The sequence below is a fragment of the Streptomyces sp. NPDC060049 genome, assembly GCF_042736715.1.
Classification (GTDB): Bacteria; Actinomycetota; Actinomycetes; order Streptomycetales; family Streptomycetaceae; genus Streptomyces.
In genome coordinates, this window is sequence record NZ_JBHWVV010000006.1 from 319,514 (window position 1) to 339,168 (window position 19,655).

14 protein-coding genes are annotated in these 19,655 nt (G+C 71.7%); 10 read left to right on the plus strand and 4 right to left on the minus strand.

Going from position 1 to position 19,655, the window contains the following annotated elements; all coding sequences use genetic code 11:
- Positions 1 to 133 precede the first annotated feature (133 nt).
- Positions 134 to 1,567, plus strand: coding sequence for a sugar porter family MFS transporter (locus tag ACFWBY_RS13990; RefSeq protein ID WP_385329384.1), 1,434 nt, complete (start codon positions 134 to 136; stop codon positions 1,565 to 1,567).
- 54 nt (positions 1,568 to 1,621) lie between these two features.
- Here the strand turns inward: ACFWBY_RS13990 and ACFWBY_RS13995 are convergent, their stop codons facing one another.
- Both ACFWBY_RS13995 and ACFWBY_RS14000 read right to left on the minus strand, forming a co-directional pair.
- Positions 1,622 to 2,608: an LLM class flavin-dependent oxidoreductase gene (locus tag ACFWBY_RS13995; RefSeq protein ID WP_385329382.1), complete on the minus strand. Its 987-nt coding sequence runs from the start codon at positions 2,606 to 2,608 to the stop codon at positions 1,622 to 1,624.
- A 63-nt stretch (positions 2,609 to 2,671) separates the two neighbouring features.
- The gene (locus ACFWBY_RS14000; protein ID WP_385329380.1) at positions 2,672 to 4,123 is read right to left on the minus strand and encodes a cytosine permease; all 1,452 of its coding nucleotides are present in this window, start codon (positions 4,121 to 4,123) and stop codon (positions 2,672 to 2,674) included.
- Between the two features lie 146 nt (positions 4,124 to 4,269).
- On the opposite strand from ACFWBY_RS14000, the gene ftsY reads away from it, so the two are divergent.
- Entirely contained in the window at positions 4,270 to 5,490 is a 1,221-nt protein-coding gene (ftsY, locus tag ACFWBY_RS14005; protein ID WP_385329377.1) for a signal recognition particle-docking protein FtsY, read from the plus strand.
- Positions 5,491 to 5,629: 139 nt separating this feature from the next.
- On the opposite strand, the gene ACFWBY_RS14010 is transcribed toward ftsY, so the two are convergent.
- Entirely contained in the window at positions 5,630 to 6,301 is a 672-nt protein-coding gene (locus ACFWBY_RS14010; RefSeq protein WP_385329374.1) for a bifunctional DNA primase/polymerase, read from the minus strand.
- A 424-nt stretch (positions 6,302 to 6,725) separates the two neighbouring features.
- Between ACFWBY_RS14010 and ACFWBY_RS14015 the strand changes: the two genes are divergently transcribed.
- From ACFWBY_RS14015 to ftsH, 6 genes are all read left to right on the plus strand, one after another.
- A complete protein-coding gene (locus tag ACFWBY_RS14015) occupies positions 6,726 to 8,252 on the plus strand; it encodes a hypothetical protein (protein ID WP_385329372.1) in 1,527 nt (508 codons plus the stop codon).
- 334 nt (positions 8,253 to 8,586) lie between these two features.
- Positions 8,587 to 9,933 (plus strand): ammonium transporter, encoded by a 1,347-nt coding sequence (locus ACFWBY_RS14020; RefSeq protein ID WP_385329369.1) that lies wholly within the window; start codon positions 8,587 to 8,589, stop codon positions 9,931 to 9,933.
- Positions 9,930 to 10,268, plus strand: coding sequence for a P-II family nitrogen regulator (locus tag ACFWBY_RS14025; RefSeq protein WP_214947857.1), 339 nt, complete (start codon positions 9,930 to 9,932; stop codon positions 10,266 to 10,268). The genes ACFWBY_RS14020 and ACFWBY_RS14025 overlap by 4 nt, the downstream gene beginning before the upstream one ends.
- A gap of 52 nt (positions 10,269 to 10,320) precedes the next feature.
- Positions 10,321 to 12,747, plus strand: a complete 2,427-nt coding sequence (locus tag ACFWBY_RS14030; RefSeq protein WP_385329366.1) for a [protein-PII] uridylyltransferase — start codon at positions 10,321 to 10,323, stop codon at positions 12,745 to 12,747.
- 98 nt (positions 12,748 to 12,845) lie between these two features.
- Positions 12,846 to 14,417, plus strand: a complete 1,572-nt coding sequence (gene ffh, locus ACFWBY_RS14035) for a signal recognition particle protein (protein ID WP_385329363.1) — start codon at positions 12,846 to 12,848, stop codon at positions 14,415 to 14,417.
- Between the two features lie 260 nt (positions 14,418 to 14,677).
- Complete coding sequence (gene ftsH, locus ACFWBY_RS14040; protein WP_385329710.1) at positions 14,678 to 16,507, plus strand: ATP-dependent zinc metalloprotease FtsH; 1,830 nt, start codon at positions 14,678 to 14,680, stop codon at positions 16,505 to 16,507.
- 70 nt (positions 16,508 to 16,577) lie between these two features.
- Here the strand turns inward: ftsH and ACFWBY_RS14045 are convergent, their stop codons facing one another.
- Positions 16,578 to 17,258, minus strand: coding sequence for a methyltransferase type 11 (locus ACFWBY_RS14045; protein ID WP_385329360.1), 681 nt, complete (start codon positions 17,256 to 17,258; stop codon positions 16,578 to 16,580).
- 142 nt (positions 17,259 to 17,400) lie between these two features.
- Here ACFWBY_RS14045 and proS point away from each other — a divergent pair, with 142 nt between their 5' ends.
- Both proS and ACFWBY_RS14055 read left to right on the plus strand, forming a co-directional pair.
- The gene (proS, locus tag ACFWBY_RS14050) at positions 17,401 to 18,813 is read left to right on the plus strand and encodes a proline--tRNA ligase (RefSeq protein ID WP_385329358.1); all 1,413 of its coding nucleotides are present in this window, start codon (positions 17,401 to 17,403) and stop codon (positions 18,811 to 18,813) included.
- A gap of 214 nt (positions 18,814 to 19,027) precedes the next feature.
- The gene (locus ACFWBY_RS14055; protein ID WP_385329355.1) at positions 19,028 to 19,627 is read left to right on the plus strand and encodes a hypothetical protein; all 600 of its coding nucleotides are present in this window, start codon (positions 19,028 to 19,030) and stop codon (positions 19,625 to 19,627) included.
- Positions 19,628 to 19,655 lie beyond the last annotated feature (28 nt).

The following is a 19,655-nucleotide window of genomic DNA, read 5'->3' on the forward strand; positions in this document are numbered from 1 at the left end:
TGACTTCAAGAAATGAACACATAGGCTCACTCCGCTGTCTTCTTTCGGGTGGTGCCGGATCATGACCTGTGCGCCACTGGAAGGAATTACCCCCACCCGCCCGCCACCGCAGCCGGGCACGCAGGAGCAGACCTTGACCAGCAGCACAGCGCGGGCCTCGGCGTCAGGCGGCGGCGACTCGTCCCACCCCGACCACCTCGGGCACGTCATCTTCATCACCGCGGCCGCCGCCATGGGCGGGTTCCTCTTCGGCTACGACAGCTCCGTCATCAACGGCGCCGTCGTCGCGATCCAGGACCGCTTCGACGTCGGCCCGGGCACCCTCGCCCAGGTGATCGCCGCCGCGCTGATCGGCTGCGCCTTCGGCGCCGCGACCGCCGGCCGCATCGCCGACCGGATCGGCCGCATCCGCTGCATGCAGATCGCCGCCGTCCTCTTCACGGCCAGCGCCATCGGCTCGGCGCTGCCCTTCGCCCTCTGGGACCTCGCCCTCTGGCGGGTCGTCGGCGGCTTCGGCATCGGCATGGCCTCCGTCATCGGCCCCGCCTACATCGCCGAGGTGTCCCCGCCCGCGTACCGCGGCCGGCTGGCGTCCTTCCAGCAGGCGGCGATCGTCATCGGCATCGCCATCTCGCAGCTCGTGAACTGGGGGATCCTGAACCTCGCGGGCGGCGAGCAGCGCGGCGAGCTCGGCGGACTGGAAGCCTGGCAGTGGATGCTCGGCGTCATGGTCGTCCCGGCCGTGCTCTACGGGCTCATGTCCTTCGTCATCCCGGAGTCCCCGCGCTTCCTGGTCTCCGTCGGCCGCAACGCCGAGGCCAGGAAGGTGCTCAGCGAGGTCGAGGGCTCGCACATCGACCTCGACGCGCGCGTCGCGGACATCGAGCACGCCATGCGCTCCGAGCACAAGTCCACCTTCAAGGACCTGCTCGGAGGAAAGGTCGGCTTCCTGCCGATCGTCTGGGTCGGCATCGGCCTGTCGCTCTTCCAGCAGCTGGTCGGCATCAACGTGATCTTCTACTACAGCTCCTCGCTGTGGCAGTCGGTCGGCATCGACCCGAGCGCCTCGTTCCTGTACTCCTTCGAGACCTCGGTCGTGAACATCATCGGCACGGTGATCGCGATGATCTTCGTGGACCGGATCGGCCGCAAGCCGCTCGCGCTGATCGGCTCCAGCGGCATGGCGATCTCGCTGGGTCTGGCCGCCTGGGCCTTCTCCTTCACGTCCGGCACCGGCGACGACGTCACGCTGCCGCACGCCCAGGGCATCGTGGCCCTGGTCGCGGCCAACTGCTTCGTCCTCTTCTTCGCGCTGTCCTGGGGCGTGGTCGTCTGGGTGCTGCTCGGGGAGATGTTCCCCGGCCGCATCCGCGCCGCCGCCCTGGGTGTCGCCGCCGCCGCCCAGTGGATCGCCAACTGGGTCATCACCGTGACGTTCCCGAGCCTGTCGGACTGGAACCTGTCCGGCGCCTACGTCATCTACACCGTCTTCGCCGTGCTCTCGATCCCCTTCGTCCTCAAATGGGTGCCGGAGACCAAGGGCAAGGCGTTGGAGGAGATGGGCTGACCACCCCGCCACAGCCCCTCTCCTCTCGGAACGGGTACTGCCCTGCTCGGCGCTTCAGCCCTTGAGCCGGGGCAGTACCCGTTCGCACAGCAGCTGCAGGCTGCGCCAGCCCTCGTCGACGGGCATCCCGCCGCAGAGCGGGTGCAGCACCAGGTTCCCCGCCTCGCCGGCGCCGCGGGCGTACGCGACCGCCTCGTCCGGCGTGAGGACGCGGTACACGCCCTCCGCCCGGAGCTCCCCGACCGTGTGCGCGCCCGACCGCACGGCGCTGCGGATGTCCTTGGACTGCCAGGACGCGTACGTGCCGGCCTCGTGGAGGAAGCGCTCTCCGTGCTCGGCCCACACCTGGTCCGGGTCCTCGGCGATGTGCAGCAACGGCGTCTCGGCCGCCGGCATCATGCAGAAGCCTTCCGTGCCGTACTCCGCGAGCTTGGCGTTGTAGTACGCCTCCAGCTCGGGCAGGTGCGCGCTGGGGAAGAACGGCAGCCCCAGCCGGGCCGCGCGGCGCGCCGCCGCCTCGGAGCTGCCGCCGACCAGGAGCAGCGGGTGCGGCTGGGTGAACGGCCGCGGGGTGACCCGTACGGTACGCCCCCGGAACTCGAACGGCTCGCCGGTCCACGCCTGCAGCAGCGTCTCCAGCAGTTCGTCCTGGAGCTTGCCGCGCCGGCCCCACTCCACGCCGTGCTGCTCGTACTCCTCGGGCCGGTAGCCGATGCCGGCCACCGTGACGAGGCGGCCGCCGCTGAGCAGGTCGAGGACCGCGATGTCCTCGGCGACCTTCAGCGGGTCGTACAGCGGGCCGATGATCGCCGACACGGTGACCGCGATCCGGCGGGTGGCGCCGAAGACCGCGCCCGCGAAGGCGAAGGGTGAGGGCAGCCAGTTGTTGTCGGTGCCGTGGTGCTCCTCGGTCTGGATGGTGTCGATCCCGCGGTCGTCCGCGTACTTCGCCATCTCCAGCGCGGCCCTGTAGCGGGCCGAGAGGGTTTCCGGGGTGCCGTTCGGATCGATGAGGTTGAACCGGGCCACGGTGATGGGCATGGAGAAGTCCCCCTTCGCCGGATGTGGGTGGGCGGGCGAAGGGGGACGTTAGCTGACGTGGCGTCAGTTGGACAGGGAGGCGGCGGGGACCGGCTCCGCCTCCGCGGCCTGCTCGGCCGCCCGGTCCGGAGCCGGGGTGCGCGGGAGGACCGCGTACAGGGCTGCCGAGGTGAGGATGCCCGCCACCCAGCCCAGGCCGTTGCGGCCGGTCCACGTGGCGGCCAGCGGGCCGCTGAACCAGTCGACCTTCGTGAACATCAGGCCCACCACCAGGGCCAGGCCCCATGCGGTCATGGCCTGCCAGGCGAAGCCGCCCTTGTACCAGTAGGCGCTGGTCCGCGTGGTGTCCAGGAGCGCGGCGCCGTCATAGGACGGGCGGCGCAGCATGTCGACGCCGAAGACGCCGATCCACGCGGAGAAGGCCACGGCCAGCAGCGTCAGGAAGGAGATGAACGAGCCGAAGAAGCTGGTGGCGACCACCATGAGCAGGAAGCCGAAGATCAGACTGATGACGGCGTTGACGCTGACCGCAGCCGCGCGCGAGACCTTGATGCCGAGGGTCTGCGCGGTGAAGCCGGCCGAGTACATGGACATCGAGTTGATGAGCAGCATGCCGATCAGCGCGATCAGCAGGTAGGGGACGGCGATCCAGGTCGGCAGCAGTTCGCCGATGAAGGAGACCGGGTCCTGGGCGGTGGCGAGGTCGGGGGTGGCGACCGCCATCACCGCGCCCATCAGCACCATCGGGATCACGACGACGGCCGCGCCGCCGATGGTCGCGCCGACCATGCCCCTGGCGGAGGCGGTGCGGGGCAGGTAGCGGGTGAAGTCCGGGCCGGACGGGACCCAGCTGATGCCGCCGGCCGCGATCGTGCCGATGCCCGCGATCATCATCGCGGTCGAACCGGCCGGCTTGGCGAAGACGGCCGACCAGTCGGTCTCGGCGACCAGGTAGCCCAGCACGAGCACGCTGAAGGCGCCGAAGAGGTAAGTGGACCACTTGGAGCAGACGCGCAGCGCGTTGATGCCGAGCCCGGAGACGAGGAACGTGCACCCGACGAAGAAGAGGAGGGTGACGACGATCAGGGCGGTGTTCTTCCGCACGCCGAAGACCAGGTCGAGGACGGTCAGGACGGCGTAGGCGCCGCTGACCGCGTTGATGGTCTCCCAGCCCCAGCGGGCGACCCAGATCAGGGCGCCGGGGAAAAGGTTTCCGCGCTGGCCGAAGACGGCTCGGGACAGCGCCATGCCGGGGGCGCCGCCGCGCTTGCCCGCGATGGATATGAGACCGACGATCCCGTACGAGACGACGGGGGCGGCGATCGCAACCACGAGCACCTGCCAGATGTTCAGCCGGTTGGAGATGACCAGGCCGGCGCCCATGGTCAGCAGCAGCACGCTGATGTTGGCCGCGACCCAGGTCGGGACGAGCTCGCGGACCCGGCCGCGGCGCTCGGCGTCCGGGACGGGCTCCAGGCCGCGCGACTCGACGGCGACGGCGGTCTCGGCAGGCATAGGTGTACTCCGTGGGGGAGGTGGGCAGTGGGGGAGCTGCCCATCATCGTAGATTTGCCACAAAAAGTACAAACAGCGGCTTGCGTCCTGGTGTGAACCGCCAAGGTCCCCGGCTCCGGGCGCTCGTGGCCGATACTGGGTGGGTTATGACAGACATCCTCATCCTTGCCCTAGTCATCGCCCTGGTCGCGGTCGGCGCGATCAGCGGGCTCGTGGTCAGCAGCCGCAAGAAGAAGCAGCTGGCCCCGCCGCCGAGCACGCCGACCATCACTGCCCCGCCCGCCGAACCGCAGGTGGGGGAGGACGCCGCACCGACGGCGGAAGAGCAGCGCCGCACGATCGAGGAGGTAGACCTCCCCGCCGCGGAGACGGCCCTCGCATCGCCGGTCGCGGTCGAGGACCCGGTCGTGGAGGCTCCGCCCGCCCCCGAGATCGAGGTGCCCGAGCCCACCGCCGGCCGCCTCGTCCGGCTGCGCGCCCGCCTCGCCCGGTCGCAGAACTCGCTCGGCAAGGGGCTGCTCACGCTGCTCTCCCGCGAGCACCTCGACGAGGACACCTGGGAGGAGATCGAGGAGACCCTCCTCATCGCCGACGTGGGTGTCGCGCCCACCCAGGAGCTGGTGGACCGGCTCCGCGAGCGCGTCAGGGTGCTCGGCACCCGCACGCCCGCCGATCTGCGGGCACTGCTCAAGGAGGAGCTGGTCGCGCTCCTCGGCACCGACTTCGACCGCGCCGTGAAGACCGAGAGCGGCGTGGACACCCCCGCCGTCGTGATGGTCGTCGGCGTGAACGGCACCGGGAAGACCACGACCACCGGCAAGCTGGCCCGCGTGCTCGTCGCCGACGGTCGCAGCGTCGTGCTCGGCGCGGCCGACACCTTCCGCGCCGCCGCCGCCGACCAGCTCCAGACCTGGGGCGACCGGGTCGGCGCGCGCACCGTGCGCGGGCCCGAGGGCGGCGACCCGGCCTCGATCGCCTACGACGCGGTCAAGGAGGGCATCGCCGAGGGCGCCGACGTGGTGCTCATCGACACCGCGGGCCGTCTGCACACCAAGACGGGCCTGATGGACGAGCTCGGCAAGGTCAAGCGCGTCGTGGAGAAGCACGGCCCGCTCGACGAGATCCTGCTGGTCCTGGACGCCACCACCGGACAGAACGGCCTGACCCAGGCCCGCGTCTTCGCGGAGGTAGTGGACATCACCGGCATCGTCCTGACCAAGCTCGACGGCACCGCCAAGGGCGGCATCGTCATCGCCGTCCAGCGCGCGCTGGGCGTCCCGGTCAAGCTCGTCGGCCTCGGCGAGGGCGCGGACGACCTGGCGCCCTTCGAGCCGGAAGCCTTCGTGGACGCCCTGATCGGCGACTGACCGGAGCACCGGGAGCGCCCGAAACGCTCTACGTCGCCCAGTGCCCCCGTGGTCCACCGGACCCGGGGGCGCTGCCGTGTCCGGAACCCGGCCCCGTCTGGCTGGTGCTGCGACCGGAAAGGCCTACCGGGCCACAGCGCTAGGAACGGCGCAGCCGGTGGCACAGGTAGGCGAGGGTGCCGAGCAGGAGCCGGGCATGGGGCGGATCCCCGGCCGAGTCCAGTGACGGAGTGCGCAGCCAGCTCACCGGGCCGCGGCCCGCGAAGTCGGACGGCGGGGCGGTGACGTAGGCCCCCTGGCCCAGTGCGCGCAGATCGAGACCGGCGTCGTCCCAGCCCATCCGGTACAGCAGCTGCGGCAGCCCGGCGGCGGCCCCGGGGGCCACGAAGAACTGGGCGCGGCCGTCCGGGGTCGCGGTGACCGGGCCGAGCGGCAGGCCCATCCGCTCCAGGCGGACCAGCGCCCGGCGCCCGGCCTCCTCGGCCACCTCGATGACGTCGAAGGAACGGCCGACGGGCAGCAGCACCGCCGCTCCCGGGTATTCGCTCCAGGTCTCGGTGACCTCGTCGAGGGTGGCTCCGGCCGGCACGGTCGGAGCGAGGGCCAGCGGATGCGCCCCCGGCGCGCCGCAATTCGTATGACCGCAGGAGCAGTCGCGGGCGGGGGCAGCGGCCCGGGCGCCCGGGACCACGTCCCAGCCCCACAGTCCGGTGTACTCCGCCACCGCCGTGCACTCCGACGTCCGGCCGCGGCGCCGAGCGCCGGAACGGAACTCCTTGGTGCCGCGGCTGCCGCCGATCGTGAAGCCCATGCCCATGCCCCCTCCAACGGGTCGGACGTGCAGGTGGTTACGACATCGGCGCAACCGGACGCGGTCCGGCCGCGGCGCCCGGGCGGAGCCCGGGCCACCCGGTCCGCCCGTCGGGCACCCGGCGCACTCCTCGCCGCGCGCGCCCCGAGCGCACCTCTGTCCAACCGATCGGTTCCGCCTTCCTGTCAAGTGAATCGCGCCTGGCCGGTGGCGAGTTCATTCGAAGGGGTGGCGAATGGTGGCGTTTCCGGGATCGACCTCGCCGAGGGGGTGATCGTAGGATTACTTTCGGTGCACGAAGGGTGAAGGCTGACCCGTTCGCGGGTATGCCGGAGGCATGATGTGGAGGACCTGTGAAGGACCGTCCCCTCATGGCCTCCGACACGGTTTCGTGTCGAAGATGCTGAGGGATGGGGGCGTTCCAGTGAGCGGCAACGGCGCAAGCGGAACGAGTGCGGAGTCCGACCAGTCCTCCGCCGCGGCGCCGGAGCAGGGGGCCACAGCCCGCAACGAGCAGCTGACCTCGTGGTTCGTGCGCAGCGGCTGGTCCAAGGGTGAGCTCGCCCGCCAGGTTAACCGCCGCGCCCGACAGATGGGCGCCCACCACATCAGCACCGACACGTCCCGGGTCCGCCGGTGGCTCGACGGCGAACAGCCCCGCGAGCCCGTCCCGCGGATCCTGTCCGAGCTGTTCTCCGAACGCTTCGGATCCGTCGTCGCCATCGAGCACCTCGGCCTGCGCACCGCCCACCAGACCCCTTCCGTCTCCGGCGTCGACCTGCCCTGGGCGGGCCCGAAGACCGTCGAACTGCTCGGCGAGTTCTCCCGCAGCGACTTGATGCTGGCCCGGCGCGGCTTCCTCGGGACCTCCCTCGCCCTCGCCGCCGGCCCCGCCCTCATCGAGCCCATGCAGCGCTGGCTCGTCCCGGTCCCGGCCGCCGACCCGGGGCCGCGCGAGGCGGGGCCGACGGGCGCCCTCGACGGCCACCGGCCGCCCCGGCTCTCCGAGTCCGAGGTCGGCCTCCTCGAAGCCACCACCGTGATGTTCCGGCAGTGGGACGCCCAGTGCGGCGGCGGACTGCGCCGCAAGGCCGTCGTCGGCCAGCTCCACGAGGTCACCGACCTGCTCCAGGAGAACCACCCGGCCCCGATCATGAAGCGGCTCTTCAAGGTCGCCGCCGAGCTCGCCGAGCTCGCCGGCTGGATGAGCTACGACATCGGCCTGCACCCGACCGCGCAGAAGTACTTCGTCCTCGCGCTGCACGCCGCCAAGGAGGGCGGCGACAAGCCGCTCGGCTCGTACATCCTCTCCAGCATGAGCCGCCAGATGATCCACCTGGGGCGTCCCGAGGACGCCCTGGAGCTCATCCACCTCGCCCAGTACGGCAGCCGCGACTGCGCGGGGCCCCGTACGCAGGCCATGCTGTATGCGATGGAGGCCCGCGCCTACGCCAACATGGGCCAGCCCAGCCGCTGCAAGCGGGCCGTGCGGATGGCCGAGGACACCTTCTCCGACGTCGGCTTCGCCGGCGAGTCCGAACCCGACTGGATCCGCTTCTTCTCCGAGGCCGAGCTCAACGGCGAGAACTCCCATTCCTACCGGGACCTGGCCTACGTCGCGGGCCGCAGCCCCATGTACGCCTCCCTCGCCGAGCCGGTCATGGGGCGCGCCGTCGAGCTCTTCGAGAAGGACGAGGAGCACCAGCGCTCCTACGCCCTCAACCTCATCGGCATGGCCACCGTGCACCTGCTCCAGCGCGAGCCCGAGCAGGCCACGGTCCTCGTCGGCCGCGCTCTCGACGTGGCGGGAAAGGTGCGGTCCGAAAGGGTCAACACCCGGCTGCGCAAGACCGTCGACTCGGCCGCGCGTGAGTACGGCGACGTCGCCGACGTGGTCCGCCTGACCGACCACCTCGCCTCCCGGCTCCCCGAGGCCGCCGAGGCCGTCTGACGGCCCTCGCGGCCGCCCCCGAGGCTCCGGCCGCGGCAGTCACCCCGTGAAGCCCGATCAGGCTCCCCCAGCCAGGACGTCCGGGTACCGCCGCGGCCGGGTTCGCGCATGTGTGTTCATGAACCACTCGTTCATGGACGCGTAACACGCCGGACCTCTTCGTCATCGACGCGAAACACCCAGCGGCGCCGCCGGAAACCGGCCTGCGCGAATCTCAGGGCCATTAACCGGCCAGCCCCCCGGCCGGCCCCCCTCAGGCCTGATTCAAAAGACAGCGCCGCCCAGGTTTTCACGATCGCCCGCACGCGAACGTACCGACGACGAGGAGACGCCGATGGCATCAGCCATCACGACCCTCGCTGCAGACGCCCCGACACTGTCTGCCGCGAACACCGGGTTCATGCTCATCTGCTCCGCCCTGGTCATGCTGATGACCCCGGGACTCGCCTTCTTCTACGGAGGCATGGTCCGCGTCAAGAGCAGCCTCAACATGCTGATGATGAGCTTCATCAGCCTCGGGATCGTCACGATCCTCTGGGTCCTCTACGGATTCAGCCTCGCCTTCGGCGCCGACTCCGGCTCCCTCATCGGCTGGACCTCCGACTACGTGGGACTCAGCGGCATCGGGATCACCGAGCTGTGGGACGGCTACACCATCCCCGTCTACGTCTTCGCCGTCTTCCAGCTGATGTTCGCGATCATCACCCCCGCCCTGATCAGCGGTGCGCTGGCCGACCGAGTGAAGTTCAGCGCGTGGGCCCTGTTCATCACCCTCTGGGTCACCGTCGTCTACTTCCCCGTCGCCCACTGGGTGTGGGGCGCCGGCGGCTGGCTCTTCGAGCTCGGTGTCATCGACTTCGCCGGCGGCACCGCCGTCCACATCAACGCCGGCGCGGCCGCCCTCGGCGTGATCCTGGTCATCGGCAAGCGCGTCGGCTTCAAGAAGGACCCGATGCGCCCGCACAGCCTCCCGCTGGTGATGCTCGGCGCCGGCCTCCTGTGGTTCGGCTGGTTCGGCTTCAACGCCGGATCCTGGCTCGGCAACGACGACGGCGTCGGCGCCGTCATGTTCGTCAACACCCAGGTCGCCACCGCCGCCGCCATGCTGGCCTGGCTCGGCTACGAGAAGCTGCGCCACGGCTCCTTCACCACGCTGGGCGCCGCCTCCGGCGCCGTCGCGGGCCTGGTCGCCATCACGCCCTCCGGCGGCTCCTGCTCCCCGCTCGGCGCGATCGCCATCGGCGCCATCGCCGGTGTCGTGTGCGCCATGGCCGTCGGCCTGAAGTACAAGTTCGGCTTCGACGACTCCCTCGACGTCGTCGGCGTCCACCTCGTCGGCGGTGTCATCGGCTCCCTGCTCGTCGGCTTCTTCGCCACCGGCGGGGTCCAGTCCGACGTGGCCGGCCTCTTCTACGGCGGTGGCCTGGAGCAGCTCGGCAAGCAGGCACTGGGCGTCTTCTCGGTCCTCGCCTACTCTCTCGTGGCATCCGCGGTCCTCGCCTTCCTCCTCGACAAGACGATCGGAATGCGGGTCACCGAGGACGACGAGGTCTCCGGCATCGACCAGGTCGAGCACGCCGAGACCGCCTACGACTTCAGTGGCGCCGGCGGCGGATCCTCCTCCCGGAGCACCGCCGCACCCGCCCCCGTTGCCGCCGCGACCAAGAAGGTTGACGCATGAAGCTCATCACCGCGATCGTGAAGCCGCACCGGCTGGACGAGATCAAGGAAGCCCTGCACCGCTACGGCGTCCAAGGCCTGACGGTCTCCGAGGCCAGCGGCTACGGCCGCCAGCGCGGCCACACCGAGGTCTACCGGGGCGCCGAGTACACCGTGGACCTCGTACCGAAGATCCGTATCGAGGTGCTCGTCGAGGACGGCGACGCCGAAGACGTGATGCGGATCGTCGTCGACGCCGCCCAGACCGGCAAGATCGGCGACGGCAAGGTGTGGAGCATCCCCGTGGACTCGGTCATCCGGGTCCGCACCGGCGAGCGCGGCGCTGACGCGCTGTAGCACCTGCCAGGCCTGATCGACCGGACAGGCCCAACCAGACGGGAGCCCCTGGGTGACGAGCGTCGAAAAGACCACGGACGGCAACACGGCCGGCTCGGGACCCAGCGGCTACGCCGCGGCCCGGCTGCGGCTCCTCCAGGAGGAGTCGCGGTCCGGGCCTTCCCGGCGTTCCGCCCTGGCCGCCCTGACCGACGACTGGCTGAAAGGGCTGTTCGCCACGGCCGTGGCGCAGACGGGAGTGCGGGGCGCCGCCCTCGTCGCCGTCGGAGGCTACGGCCGCGCCGAACTCTCCCCGCGCAGCGACCTCGACCTGGTCCTGCTCCACGACGGCAAGGCCGAACAGCGCGCGCTGGCCGCCCTGGCCGACCTGCTCTGGTATCCCGTCTGGGACATGGGCCTCGCCCTCGACCACTCGGTCCGCACCCCCGCGGAGGCCCGCAAGACCGCCTCCGAGGACCTCAAGGTCCACCTCGGACTCCTGGACGCCCGGCCCGTCGCGGGCGACGTCGGCCTCCTCGCCGGCCTGCGCACCTCCGTCCTGGCCGACTGGCGCAACCTCGCCGCCAAGCGGCTCCCGCAACTGCACTCCCTGTGCCTGGAACGGGCGGAGCGGGCCGGCGAGCTCCGCTTCCTCCTCGAACCCGACCTCAAGGAGGCCCGCGGGGGCCTGCGCGACGTCACCGCGCTGCGGGCCGTCGCCGCGTCGTGGCTGGCCGACGCCCCGCGCGAGGGCCTCGACGAGGCCCGGCGCCGGCTGCTCGACGCCCGCGACGCCCTCCACCTGGTGACCGGCCGCGCCACCGACCGGCTCTCCTTGCAAGAGCAGACGCCGGTCGCGGCGCAGCTGGGGCTGCTCGACGCAGACGCCCTGCTCCGAGAGGTGTACGAGGCCGCGCGCGTGGTCTCGTACGCCGGTGACGTGACCTGGCGCGAGGTCGGGCGCGTGCTGCGGGCCCGGGCCGCGCGACCGCGGCTGCGGGGCCTGCTCGGCACCCGCGGCGCCGTCTCCGAGCGGGCACCGCTCGCCGAGGGCGTCGTGGAGTCCGACGGCGAGGCCGTACTGGCCCTGGCCGCGCGCCCGGACCGCGACCCCGTGCTGCCGCTGCGGTTCGGCGCGGCGGCGGCGCAGGCGGGTCTGCCCGTCTCGCTCCACGCGGTGCGAAGGCTCGCGGCGCAGGCCAAGCCGCTTCCGGTGCCGTGGCCGGCCGAGGCCCGCGAGCAGCTGGTGACCCTGCTGGGCGCGGGGGAGCCGACGGTGGCCGTGTGGGAGGCCCTGGAGGCGGAGGGGATCATCACCAAGCTGCTGCCCGACTGGGAGCGGGTGCGGTGCCGGCCGCAGCGCAACCCGGTGCACACCTGGACCGTGGACCGGCACCTGGTCGAGACGGCGGTGCGCGCCTCGGAACTGACCCGCCGGGTGAGCCGACCCGACCTCCTCCTCATGGCCGCGCTGCTGCACGACATCGGCAAGGGCTGGCCCGGAGACCACTCGGTGGCGGGTGAGACGATCGCGCGCGACGTGGCGCTGCGGGTGGGCTTCGACGCGGAGGACGTCGTCGTGCTGGGCGTGCTCGTACGCCACCACCTGCTGCTGATCGACACCGCGACGCGCAGGGACCTGGACGACCCGGCCACGGTCAAGGCGGTCGCGGAGGCGGTCGGCTCGACGGGCACGCTGGAGATCCTGCACGCGCTGACGGAGGCCGACGCGCTGGCGACCGGGCCGGCGGCCTGGAGCGCCTGGCGGGGCTCCCTGGTGGCGGACCTGGTCGCGCGGGTCGCCGCCGTGCTGCGGGGGGCGGCTCCGGCGGCGGGGGAAGTGGAGATCCCGTCCACGGAACAAGAACGCCTCGCTGTGGAGGCGCTGCGCACCCGGGAGCCCGTCCTGGCCCTGCACGCCCGCCAGGAGGAGGACGCGGTCGGAGTGGAACTGGTCGTGGCCGTCCCCGACCAGCCGGGGGTCCTGCCCGCGGTGGCGGGCGTGCTGGCCCTGCACCGCCTGACGGTGCGGGCGGCGGACCTGCGCTCGCTGGAGCTGCCGGACCTGCCGGGCGAGGTACTGGTGCTGCGGTGGCGGGTGGCCGCGGAGTACGGGGCCCTGCCCCAGGCGGCCCGGCTGCGCACGGACCTGGTGCGGGCACTGGACGGCTCGCTCGACGTCCCGGCGAAGCTGGCGGACCGCGAGGCGGCGTATCCGCGCCGGCGCGGGGTGATCCCGCCGCCGCCCCGGGTCACCGTGGTCCCCGAGGTCTCCACGCTGGCCACGGTCCTGGAGGTCCGCGCCCCCGACGCGGTCGGGCTGCTGCACCGCATCGGCCGCGCGCTGGAAGCGTCCGGAGTGCGGGTGCGCAGCGCGCACGTCTCCACGCTCGGCGCGAACGCGGTGGACACGCTGTACGTGACGACGGCGGACGGCAAACCCCTCGACCCGGCGGACGCGGCAGCCCTGGCCGCGTCGGTCGAGTCGGCCCTGGCATGACCGAACCGGGGATTGCCGCCCGCAGGGCCGGGCCGGTGGCGCGGCCCGATACCCTGGGGACGACCACAACGCCCCCGACCCGAGGAATCGCGACCACCGTGTTCGATACGCTTTCCGACCGCCTCAGCGCGACCTTCAAGTCCCTCCGGGGCAAAGGCCGCCTCTCCGAGCAGGACATCGACGCTGCGGCGCGGGAAATCCGTATCGCCCTCCTCGAGGCCGACGTCGCGCTCCCCGTCGTCCGCTCCTTCATCGCGAACGTCAAGGAGCGCGCCCGCGGCGAAGAGGTCTCCAAGGCCCTGAACCCGGGCCAGCAGGTCCTCAAGATCGTCAACGACGAGCTCGTCTCGATCCTCGGCGGCGAGACCCGGCGGCTGCGCTTCGCCAAGACCGCGCCCACCGTGATCATGCTCGCCGGCCTCCAGGGCGCGGGTAAGACCACCCTCGCCGGAAAGCTCGGCCTGTGGCTGAAGGGGCAGGGCCACACCCCGCTCCTCGTCGCGTGCGACCTCCAGCGCCCCAACGCCGTCAACCAGCTCTCGGTCGTGGCCGAGCGCGCCGGCGTGGCCGTCTACGCGCCCGCCCCGGGCAACGGCGTCGGCGACCCGGTCCAGGTCGCCAAGGACTCCATCGAGTACGCCCGCACCAAGCAGTACGACGTCGTCATCGTCGACACCGCCGGCCGCCTCGGCATCGACGAGGAGCTGATGCGCCAGGCCGCGGACATCCGCGACGCCGTCAGCCCCGACGAGATCCTCTTCGTCGTCGACGCCATGATCGGCCAGGACGCGGTCAACACCGCCGAGGCCTTCCGCGACGGCGTCGGCTTCGACGGCGTGGTGCTCTCCAAGCTCGACGGCGACGCCCGGGGCGGCGCCGCGCTCTCCATCGCGCACGTCACCGGCAAGCAGATCATGTTCGCCTCGAACGGTGAGAAGCTCGACGAGTTCGACGCCTTCCACCCGGACCGCATGGCGGGCCGGATCCTCGACATGGGTGACATGCTCACCCTCATCGAGCAGGCCGAGAAGACCTTCAGCCAGGCCGAAGCCGAGAAGATGGCGGCCAAGCTGGCGAAGGGCCCCAAGGAGTTCACGCTCGACGACTTCCTGGCGCAGATGGAACAGGTCCGCAAGATGGGCTCCATCTCCAAGCTGCTCGGCATGCTGCCGGGCATGGGGCAGATCAAGGACCAGATCAACAACATCGACGAGCGCGACGTCGACCGCACCGCCGCGATCATCAAGTCGATGACCCCGGCCGAGCGCCACGACCCGCACATCATCAACGGCTCGCGCCGCGCCCGCATCGCCAAGGGCTCCGGTGTCGAGGTCAGCGCCGTCAAGTCGCTCGTGGAGCGGTTCTTCGAGGCCCGCAAGATGATGTCCCGCATGGCCCAGGGCGGCGGCATGCCGGGCATGCCCGGCATCCCCGGGATGGGCGGCGGCCCCGGCCGGCAGAAGAAGCAGGTCAAGCAGGCCAAGGGCAAGCGCAAGAGCGGCAACCCGATGAAGCGCAGGGAAGAGGAGGCCGCCGCGGCCGCGCGCCGCGAGGCCGGCCCGCAGGCGGTCGAGCCCGCCGCCGCCGGCAACCCGTTCGGCCTTCCGGCCGGTGGCGGGCAGGGCGACGACTTCGACCTGCCGGACGAGTTCAAGAAGTTCATGAAGTAGGCACGCGAGTACGGCGGAGGGCCCCGGCGGATGCCGGGGCCCTCCGCCGTGTCCGGGCAGGGCGTCCCGGGCCGTCCCGGCCGGGCGCCCCGGCGGGAGGCGCAGACCCGAGCGACGGTGCGATTTGTCGCTTATGGTCGGCCGGGAGGACGGCAGAAGGAGGCCACGTGCCCAGCCCCACCCCCGTACCGCCCCGCGACCGGGCCGATACGCCCTGGCGCTCCGAAGGTGCACCGCCCGCCCCGCCGCCCAAGAAGAAGATGCCGGGCGGCTGGCGGAGCCTGATCCTCGCCGCCCTGATCGTCTACCTGGTGACCAACCTGGTCCTGTCCTTCTTCAACGACGGCGACGAGCCGACCATCTCGTACACCGAGTTCAGCAAGCAGGTCGCCAACGGCAACGTCTCGAAGATCTACGCCAAGGGCGACGCGATCCAGGGACAGCTGAAGACCGGACAGCCCAAGCCGGACGGCGCGAAGGGCGACTACACCAAATTCGTCTCCCAGCGCCCGGCCTTCGCCGACGACGACCTGTGGGCCCAGCTCACCAAGCAGAACGTCGTCGTCACCGCCTCGCCGGTGGTCGAACAGCGCAGCTTCCTCGCCAACCTGCTGCTCTCCCTCGCCCCGATGCTGCTCCTGGTCCTCCTGTGGGTCTTCATCGCCCGCCGGATGAGCGCGGGGATGGGCGGGGGCATGGGCGGACTGGGCCGCAAGGCACCGCCGAAACCGGTGGAACTGGAGGGCGCCAAGCGCACGACCTTCGAGGACGTGGCCGGAATCGACGAGGTCGAGGGCGAGCTCAACGACGTCGTGGACTTCCTGAAGAACCCCGACGACTACCGCAAGATGGGCGCCCGCATGCCCGGCGGCGTCCTGCTCGCCGGCGCGCCGGGCACCGGCAAGACCCTGCTCGCGCGCGCCGTCGCGGGCGAGGCCGGCGTGCCGTTCTTCTCCGCCTCCGCCTCCGAGTTCATCGAGATGATCGTCGGCGTCGGGGCGTCCCGCGTGCGCGAGCTCTTCTCCGAGGCGCGCAAGGTGGCCCCCGCGATCATCTTCATCGACGAGATCGACACCATCGGGCGGGTGCGCGGTGGCGGCGCGGCCGTGGGCGGCCACGACGAGCGCGAGCAGACCCTCAACCAGATCCTCACCGAGATGGACGGCTTCTCCGGCTCCGAGGGCGTGGTCGTCCTCGCCGCGACCAACCGGGCCGACGTCCTGGACCCGGCGCTGACCCGGCCGGGCCGCTTCGACCGAACCGTCGTCGTCTCCCCGCCCGACAAGGCCGGCCGGGAAGCCATCCTGCGCATCCACACCCGGGACATCCCGCTGGCCGGCGGCGTCGACCTGACGCGGGTGGCGCGCACGACCCCGGGCATGACCGGCGCCGAACTGGCCAACCTGGCCAATGAGGCCGCCCTGCTCGCCGTGAAGCGCGGGCAGCGGGAGGTCACCCAGGCGGACCTGTCCGACGCCCTGGAAAAGGTCCAGCTCGGCGCCGAACGGCCGCTGGTCATGCCGGACGAGGAGCGCCTGCGCACGGCGTACCACGAGAGCGGCCACGCCCTCCTGGGCATGCTCCAGCCGGGCGCCGACCCGGTACGCAAGATCACCATCGTCCCGCGCGGCCGGGCGCTCGGCGTCACCCTCTCCACGCCGGACGCGGACCGGTACGCGTACACCGAGGAGTACCTGCGCGGGCGCATCATCGGCGCGCTCGGCGGCATGGCGGCCGAGCAGACCGTCTACGACGTCATCACCACGGGCGCGGAGAGCGACCTCGAGCAGGTCACGAACATCGTCCGGGGCATGGTCGGCCGTTGGGGCATGAGCGAGCGCATCGGCCGCCTCACCGCCATCCCCGCGGACGGGCAGAGCCCCTACGGGCTCTCCGCCGCCCCCGCCACCCTCGACGCGGTGGACCACGAGATGCGGCGCATCGTCGACGAGTGCTACGGGGACGCCTGCCGCCTGCTCCGCGAGAACCGCGACAAGCTGGACGCCCTCGCGCAGGCCCTGATGGCGAAGGAGACCTTGGACGAGGCCGCCGCCTACGAGGCGGCGGGCATCACGCGCCTGCACAAGTGACGGCGGGGCCGGGGCGGGGCGGGGTCCTCCGGTCCCCCGGCCGCGAGGACATCCCGCCCGTCGAGCGCCGTTAGGCCGTCCGGGCGATCACGTACCGGAAGATGTTCGGCAGCCACACGGTCCCGTCACCCCGCTCGTGCGGGTGAAGCGCCTCGGCCAACTCCTTCTCCGTCAGGGCCGGATCGGCCGAGCCGTCGTACAGGCCGGTCGACAGCAGCCCCCGTACGGCACTGTCCACGTCCGCGTAGCCGAAGGGGCAGAACACCCTGCCCGACCCGTCCGGCACCAGGCCCGCGGCCGCCGCCACCGCGTCCAGGTCGCGGGCCACCGGCCCGCCGCCCAGGACCGACGGCACCGTGCACCGTTCCATGGGGCCCCAGTCGGCCAGCACCACCACCCCGCCGGGCCTGCGCAGCGCCGGCAGGGCCGCCGCCAGAGCGCCGTGGGCGGGCGAGAAGGCCAGCAGCACGTCGTACGGCACGACGGGCGCGGGCGGGGCCGCCAGGACCTCCAGCAGCCGTTCCCGCGCCAGCGTCCGGCGCGCGGGATCCGTCTCCACTCCCGTGGCCAGGGCTCCCCGCCCCGAGGCCAGCAGCAGCGGCAGTCCGGCCCCGCAGTCGAGGCCCAGCAGCCGGTCGCCCGGCCCGACCTCCAGCCGGTCGTAGACCGCCTCGTACAGCGGTACCAGCATCCGTTCCTGGATTTCCGCCCAGTCCCGGGCGACAAGCGTCGCCGTCGGCGTCGGTGTCATCGAAAGAGCGCTCCTGATTCCGTTTCGCCCCCATGCCCCCGTTGCCAGGGAACTCCCGATTGGCCCCCGCGTCCAGAGGAGCGCGCCACCCGATTCACACCCGATTCACGCTCGGCACGCCGGGCGCCGTACCATTCGCGCCATGGCAAAGGCACCCGTTCTCACCCCCCAGGCGGAGGATTTCCCCCGCTGGTACCAGGATCTGATCAACAAGGCCGAACTGGCCGACAACGGTCCGGTACGCGGCACCATGGTCATCCGACCGTACGGCTACGGGCTGTGGGAGCGGATGCAGCAGGAGATGGACGCGCGCATCAAGGACGCGGGCGCCCAGAACGCGTACTTCCCGCTCTTCATCCCGCAGTCGTACCTGACCAGGGAAGCCGAGCACGTAGAGGGCTTCGCGCCGGAGCTCGCGGTCGTCACGCACGGCGGCGGCAAGGAGCTGGACGAGCCGGTCGTCGTCCGGCCCACCTCCGAGACGATCATCAACGACTACTTCTCCAAGTGGGTCCAGAGCTACCGCGACCTGCCCCTGCTGATCAACCAGTGGGCCAACGTGGTCCGCTGGGAGATGCGCCCGCGCGTGTTCCTCCGTACGAGCGAGTTCCTCTGGCAGGAGGGCCACACGGCCCACGTCTCCTACGAGGACGCCCGGGACTACGCGTCGCGCATCCACCGCGACGTCTACGGCGACTTCATGACGAACGTGCTCGGCATCGACGTCGTGCTCGGCCGCAAGACCGCCAAGGAGCGCTTCGCCGGCGCCATCAACACCCTCACCCTCGAGGGCATGATGGGCGACGGCAAGGCCCTGCAGCTGGGCACGAGCCACGAGCTGGGCACCAACTTCGCCAAGGCCTTCAACACGCAGTACCTGTCGAAGGAAGGCAAGCAGGAGCTCGTCTGGCAGACCTCGTGGGGCGTCTCGACCCGCATGGTCGGCGGCCTGATCATGTCGCACGGCGACGACAACGGCCTGAGGGTGCCGCCGCGCCTCGCGCACGTCCAGGTCGTCGTCATGGCGATCAAGGGCGACGAGGCCGTGGCGAAGGTCCGCGAGCTGGGCGCCCAGCTCAAGGCCGCGGGCCTGCGCGTCTTCGTCGACGACCGCGTCGACACCCCCTTCGGCCGCCGCGCCGTGGACTGGGAGCTCAAGGGCGTACCGGTCCGCGTCGAGATCGGCCCCCGCGACCTGGAGGCCGGCACCGCGATGCTGGCCCGCCGGATCCCGGGCGGCAAGGAGGCCGTGCAGATCACCGACCTCGCCGCCCTGCTGCCCAAGGTGCTGGAGGAGGACCAGGCGCAGCTGCTGCGCGAGTCCCGCGAGCGCCGCGAGTCCCGTACGTCCGACGTCGCGACCATCGAGGAGGCCGCCGAGGCCGCCATCGCCGGTGGCTGGGCGCGGATCCCGTGGGCCGACCTCGGCCCCGAGGGTGAGGCCAAGCTCGCCGAGCAGGCCGTCTCCGTACGCTGCCTGGTCGCCGCGGACGGGTCCGTGCCGGAGGCCGACGACACCCCCGGCAACCTCGCCATCGTCGCGCGCTCGTACTGAGCCGGTCCGGCTGACGTCATCCCACGCCCCGGCGTGCGGCTCGCGCCGCGCGCCGGGGCGGTGGTGTCCCCGGCCCTCGTTACGTACCGACTCCTCCTGAGATCTGCGCACCCGTCCTCGTCAGGACGCATCAGACTGAACTGACTGGTACGTGCAAAAAATTTGGAATGGCCCGGAATCGGAACACCGGGGCACCTCGGCTCGTTGTCACGACGTGAGCACGACACCACCTGTCCTCGCCGCAGAACTGGCGCAGGCGTGGGCCGATATTCAGCGGTACCACTCCGAGCTGCCTGACCTTGCCGCGCCCGAGTCCCTGATCGGAGAGTCCTCGTCCGCCTGTGGCGCCGAACTCTCCTTCGAGCGACTGCTCCACGAGGCAGTCCACGGCATCGCCGCCGCACGCGGAGTGCGTGACACCTCGCGCGCCGGCCGCTACCACAACCGCAGGTTCCTCGCGATCGCCGAGGAGATGGGCCTGGACCACGCCGACGAGCCGCACGCGAGCAGCGGCTTCTCGCTGGTCTCGCTCAATCCGGAGGCCAAGACGCGTTACCGCCCCACGATGGAGCGCCTCCAGCGAGCGCTGAAGGCCCACACGGTCGCCACCGCGGCCGACACCAAGCGCAGCTTCCGCGGCCCGGCCGCCCGGCACGGATCCTCCGGCGGAGGTGTCCGGGTCAAGGCGGTCTGCGACTGCGGGCGCAACGTTCGGGTGGTCCCGTCCGTGCTGGCCCAGGCCCCGATCGTGTGCGGCGGCTGCATGAAGCCGTTCCGCATCCCCGACGTCGCGATGTCCGCCGCCGCTTCCTGACCGGGGCGGGCGGGGTGCCTCGGGCATG

What these genes read in the sequence shown, in the direction of transcription:
- ftsH (WP_385329710.1), top strand. Translation starts at nt 14,678, where the DNA reads ATGCCGGGCGGCTGGCGGAGCCTGATCCTCGCCGCCCTGATCGTCTAC.
- ACFWBY_RS14045 (WP_385329360.1), bottom strand. Translation starts at nt 17,258, where the DNA reads ATGACACCGACGCCGACGGCGACGCTTGTCGCCCGGGACTGGGCGGAA.
- ACFWBY_RS14020 (WP_385329369.1), top strand. Translation starts at nt 8,587, where the DNA reads ATGGCATCAGCCATCACGACCCTCGCTGCAGACGCCCCGACACTGTCT.
- ACFWBY_RS13995 (WP_385329382.1), bottom strand. Translation starts at nt 2,608, where the DNA reads ATGCCCATCACCGTGGCCCGGTTCAACCTCATCGATCCGAACGGCACC.
- ACFWBY_RS14000 (WP_385329380.1), bottom strand. Translation starts at nt 4,123, where the DNA reads ATGCCTGCCGAGACCGCCGTCGCCGTCGAGTCGCGCGGCCTGGAGCCC.
- ACFWBY_RS14025 (WP_214947857.1), top strand. Translation starts at nt 9,930, where the DNA reads ATGAAGCTCATCACCGCGATCGTGAAGCCGCACCGGCTGGACGAGATC.
- ftsY (WP_385329377.1), top strand. Translation starts at nt 4,270, where the DNA reads ATGACAGACATCCTCATCCTTGCCCTAGTCATCGCCCTGGTCGCGGTC.
- ACFWBY_RS14010 (WP_385329374.1), bottom strand. Translation starts at nt 6,301, where the DNA reads ATGGGCTTCACGATCGGCGGCAGCCGCGGCACCAAGGAGTTCCGTTCC.
- proS (WP_385329358.1), top strand. Translation starts at nt 17,401, where the DNA reads ATGGCAAAGGCACCCGTTCTCACCCCCCAGGCGGAGGATTTCCCCCGC.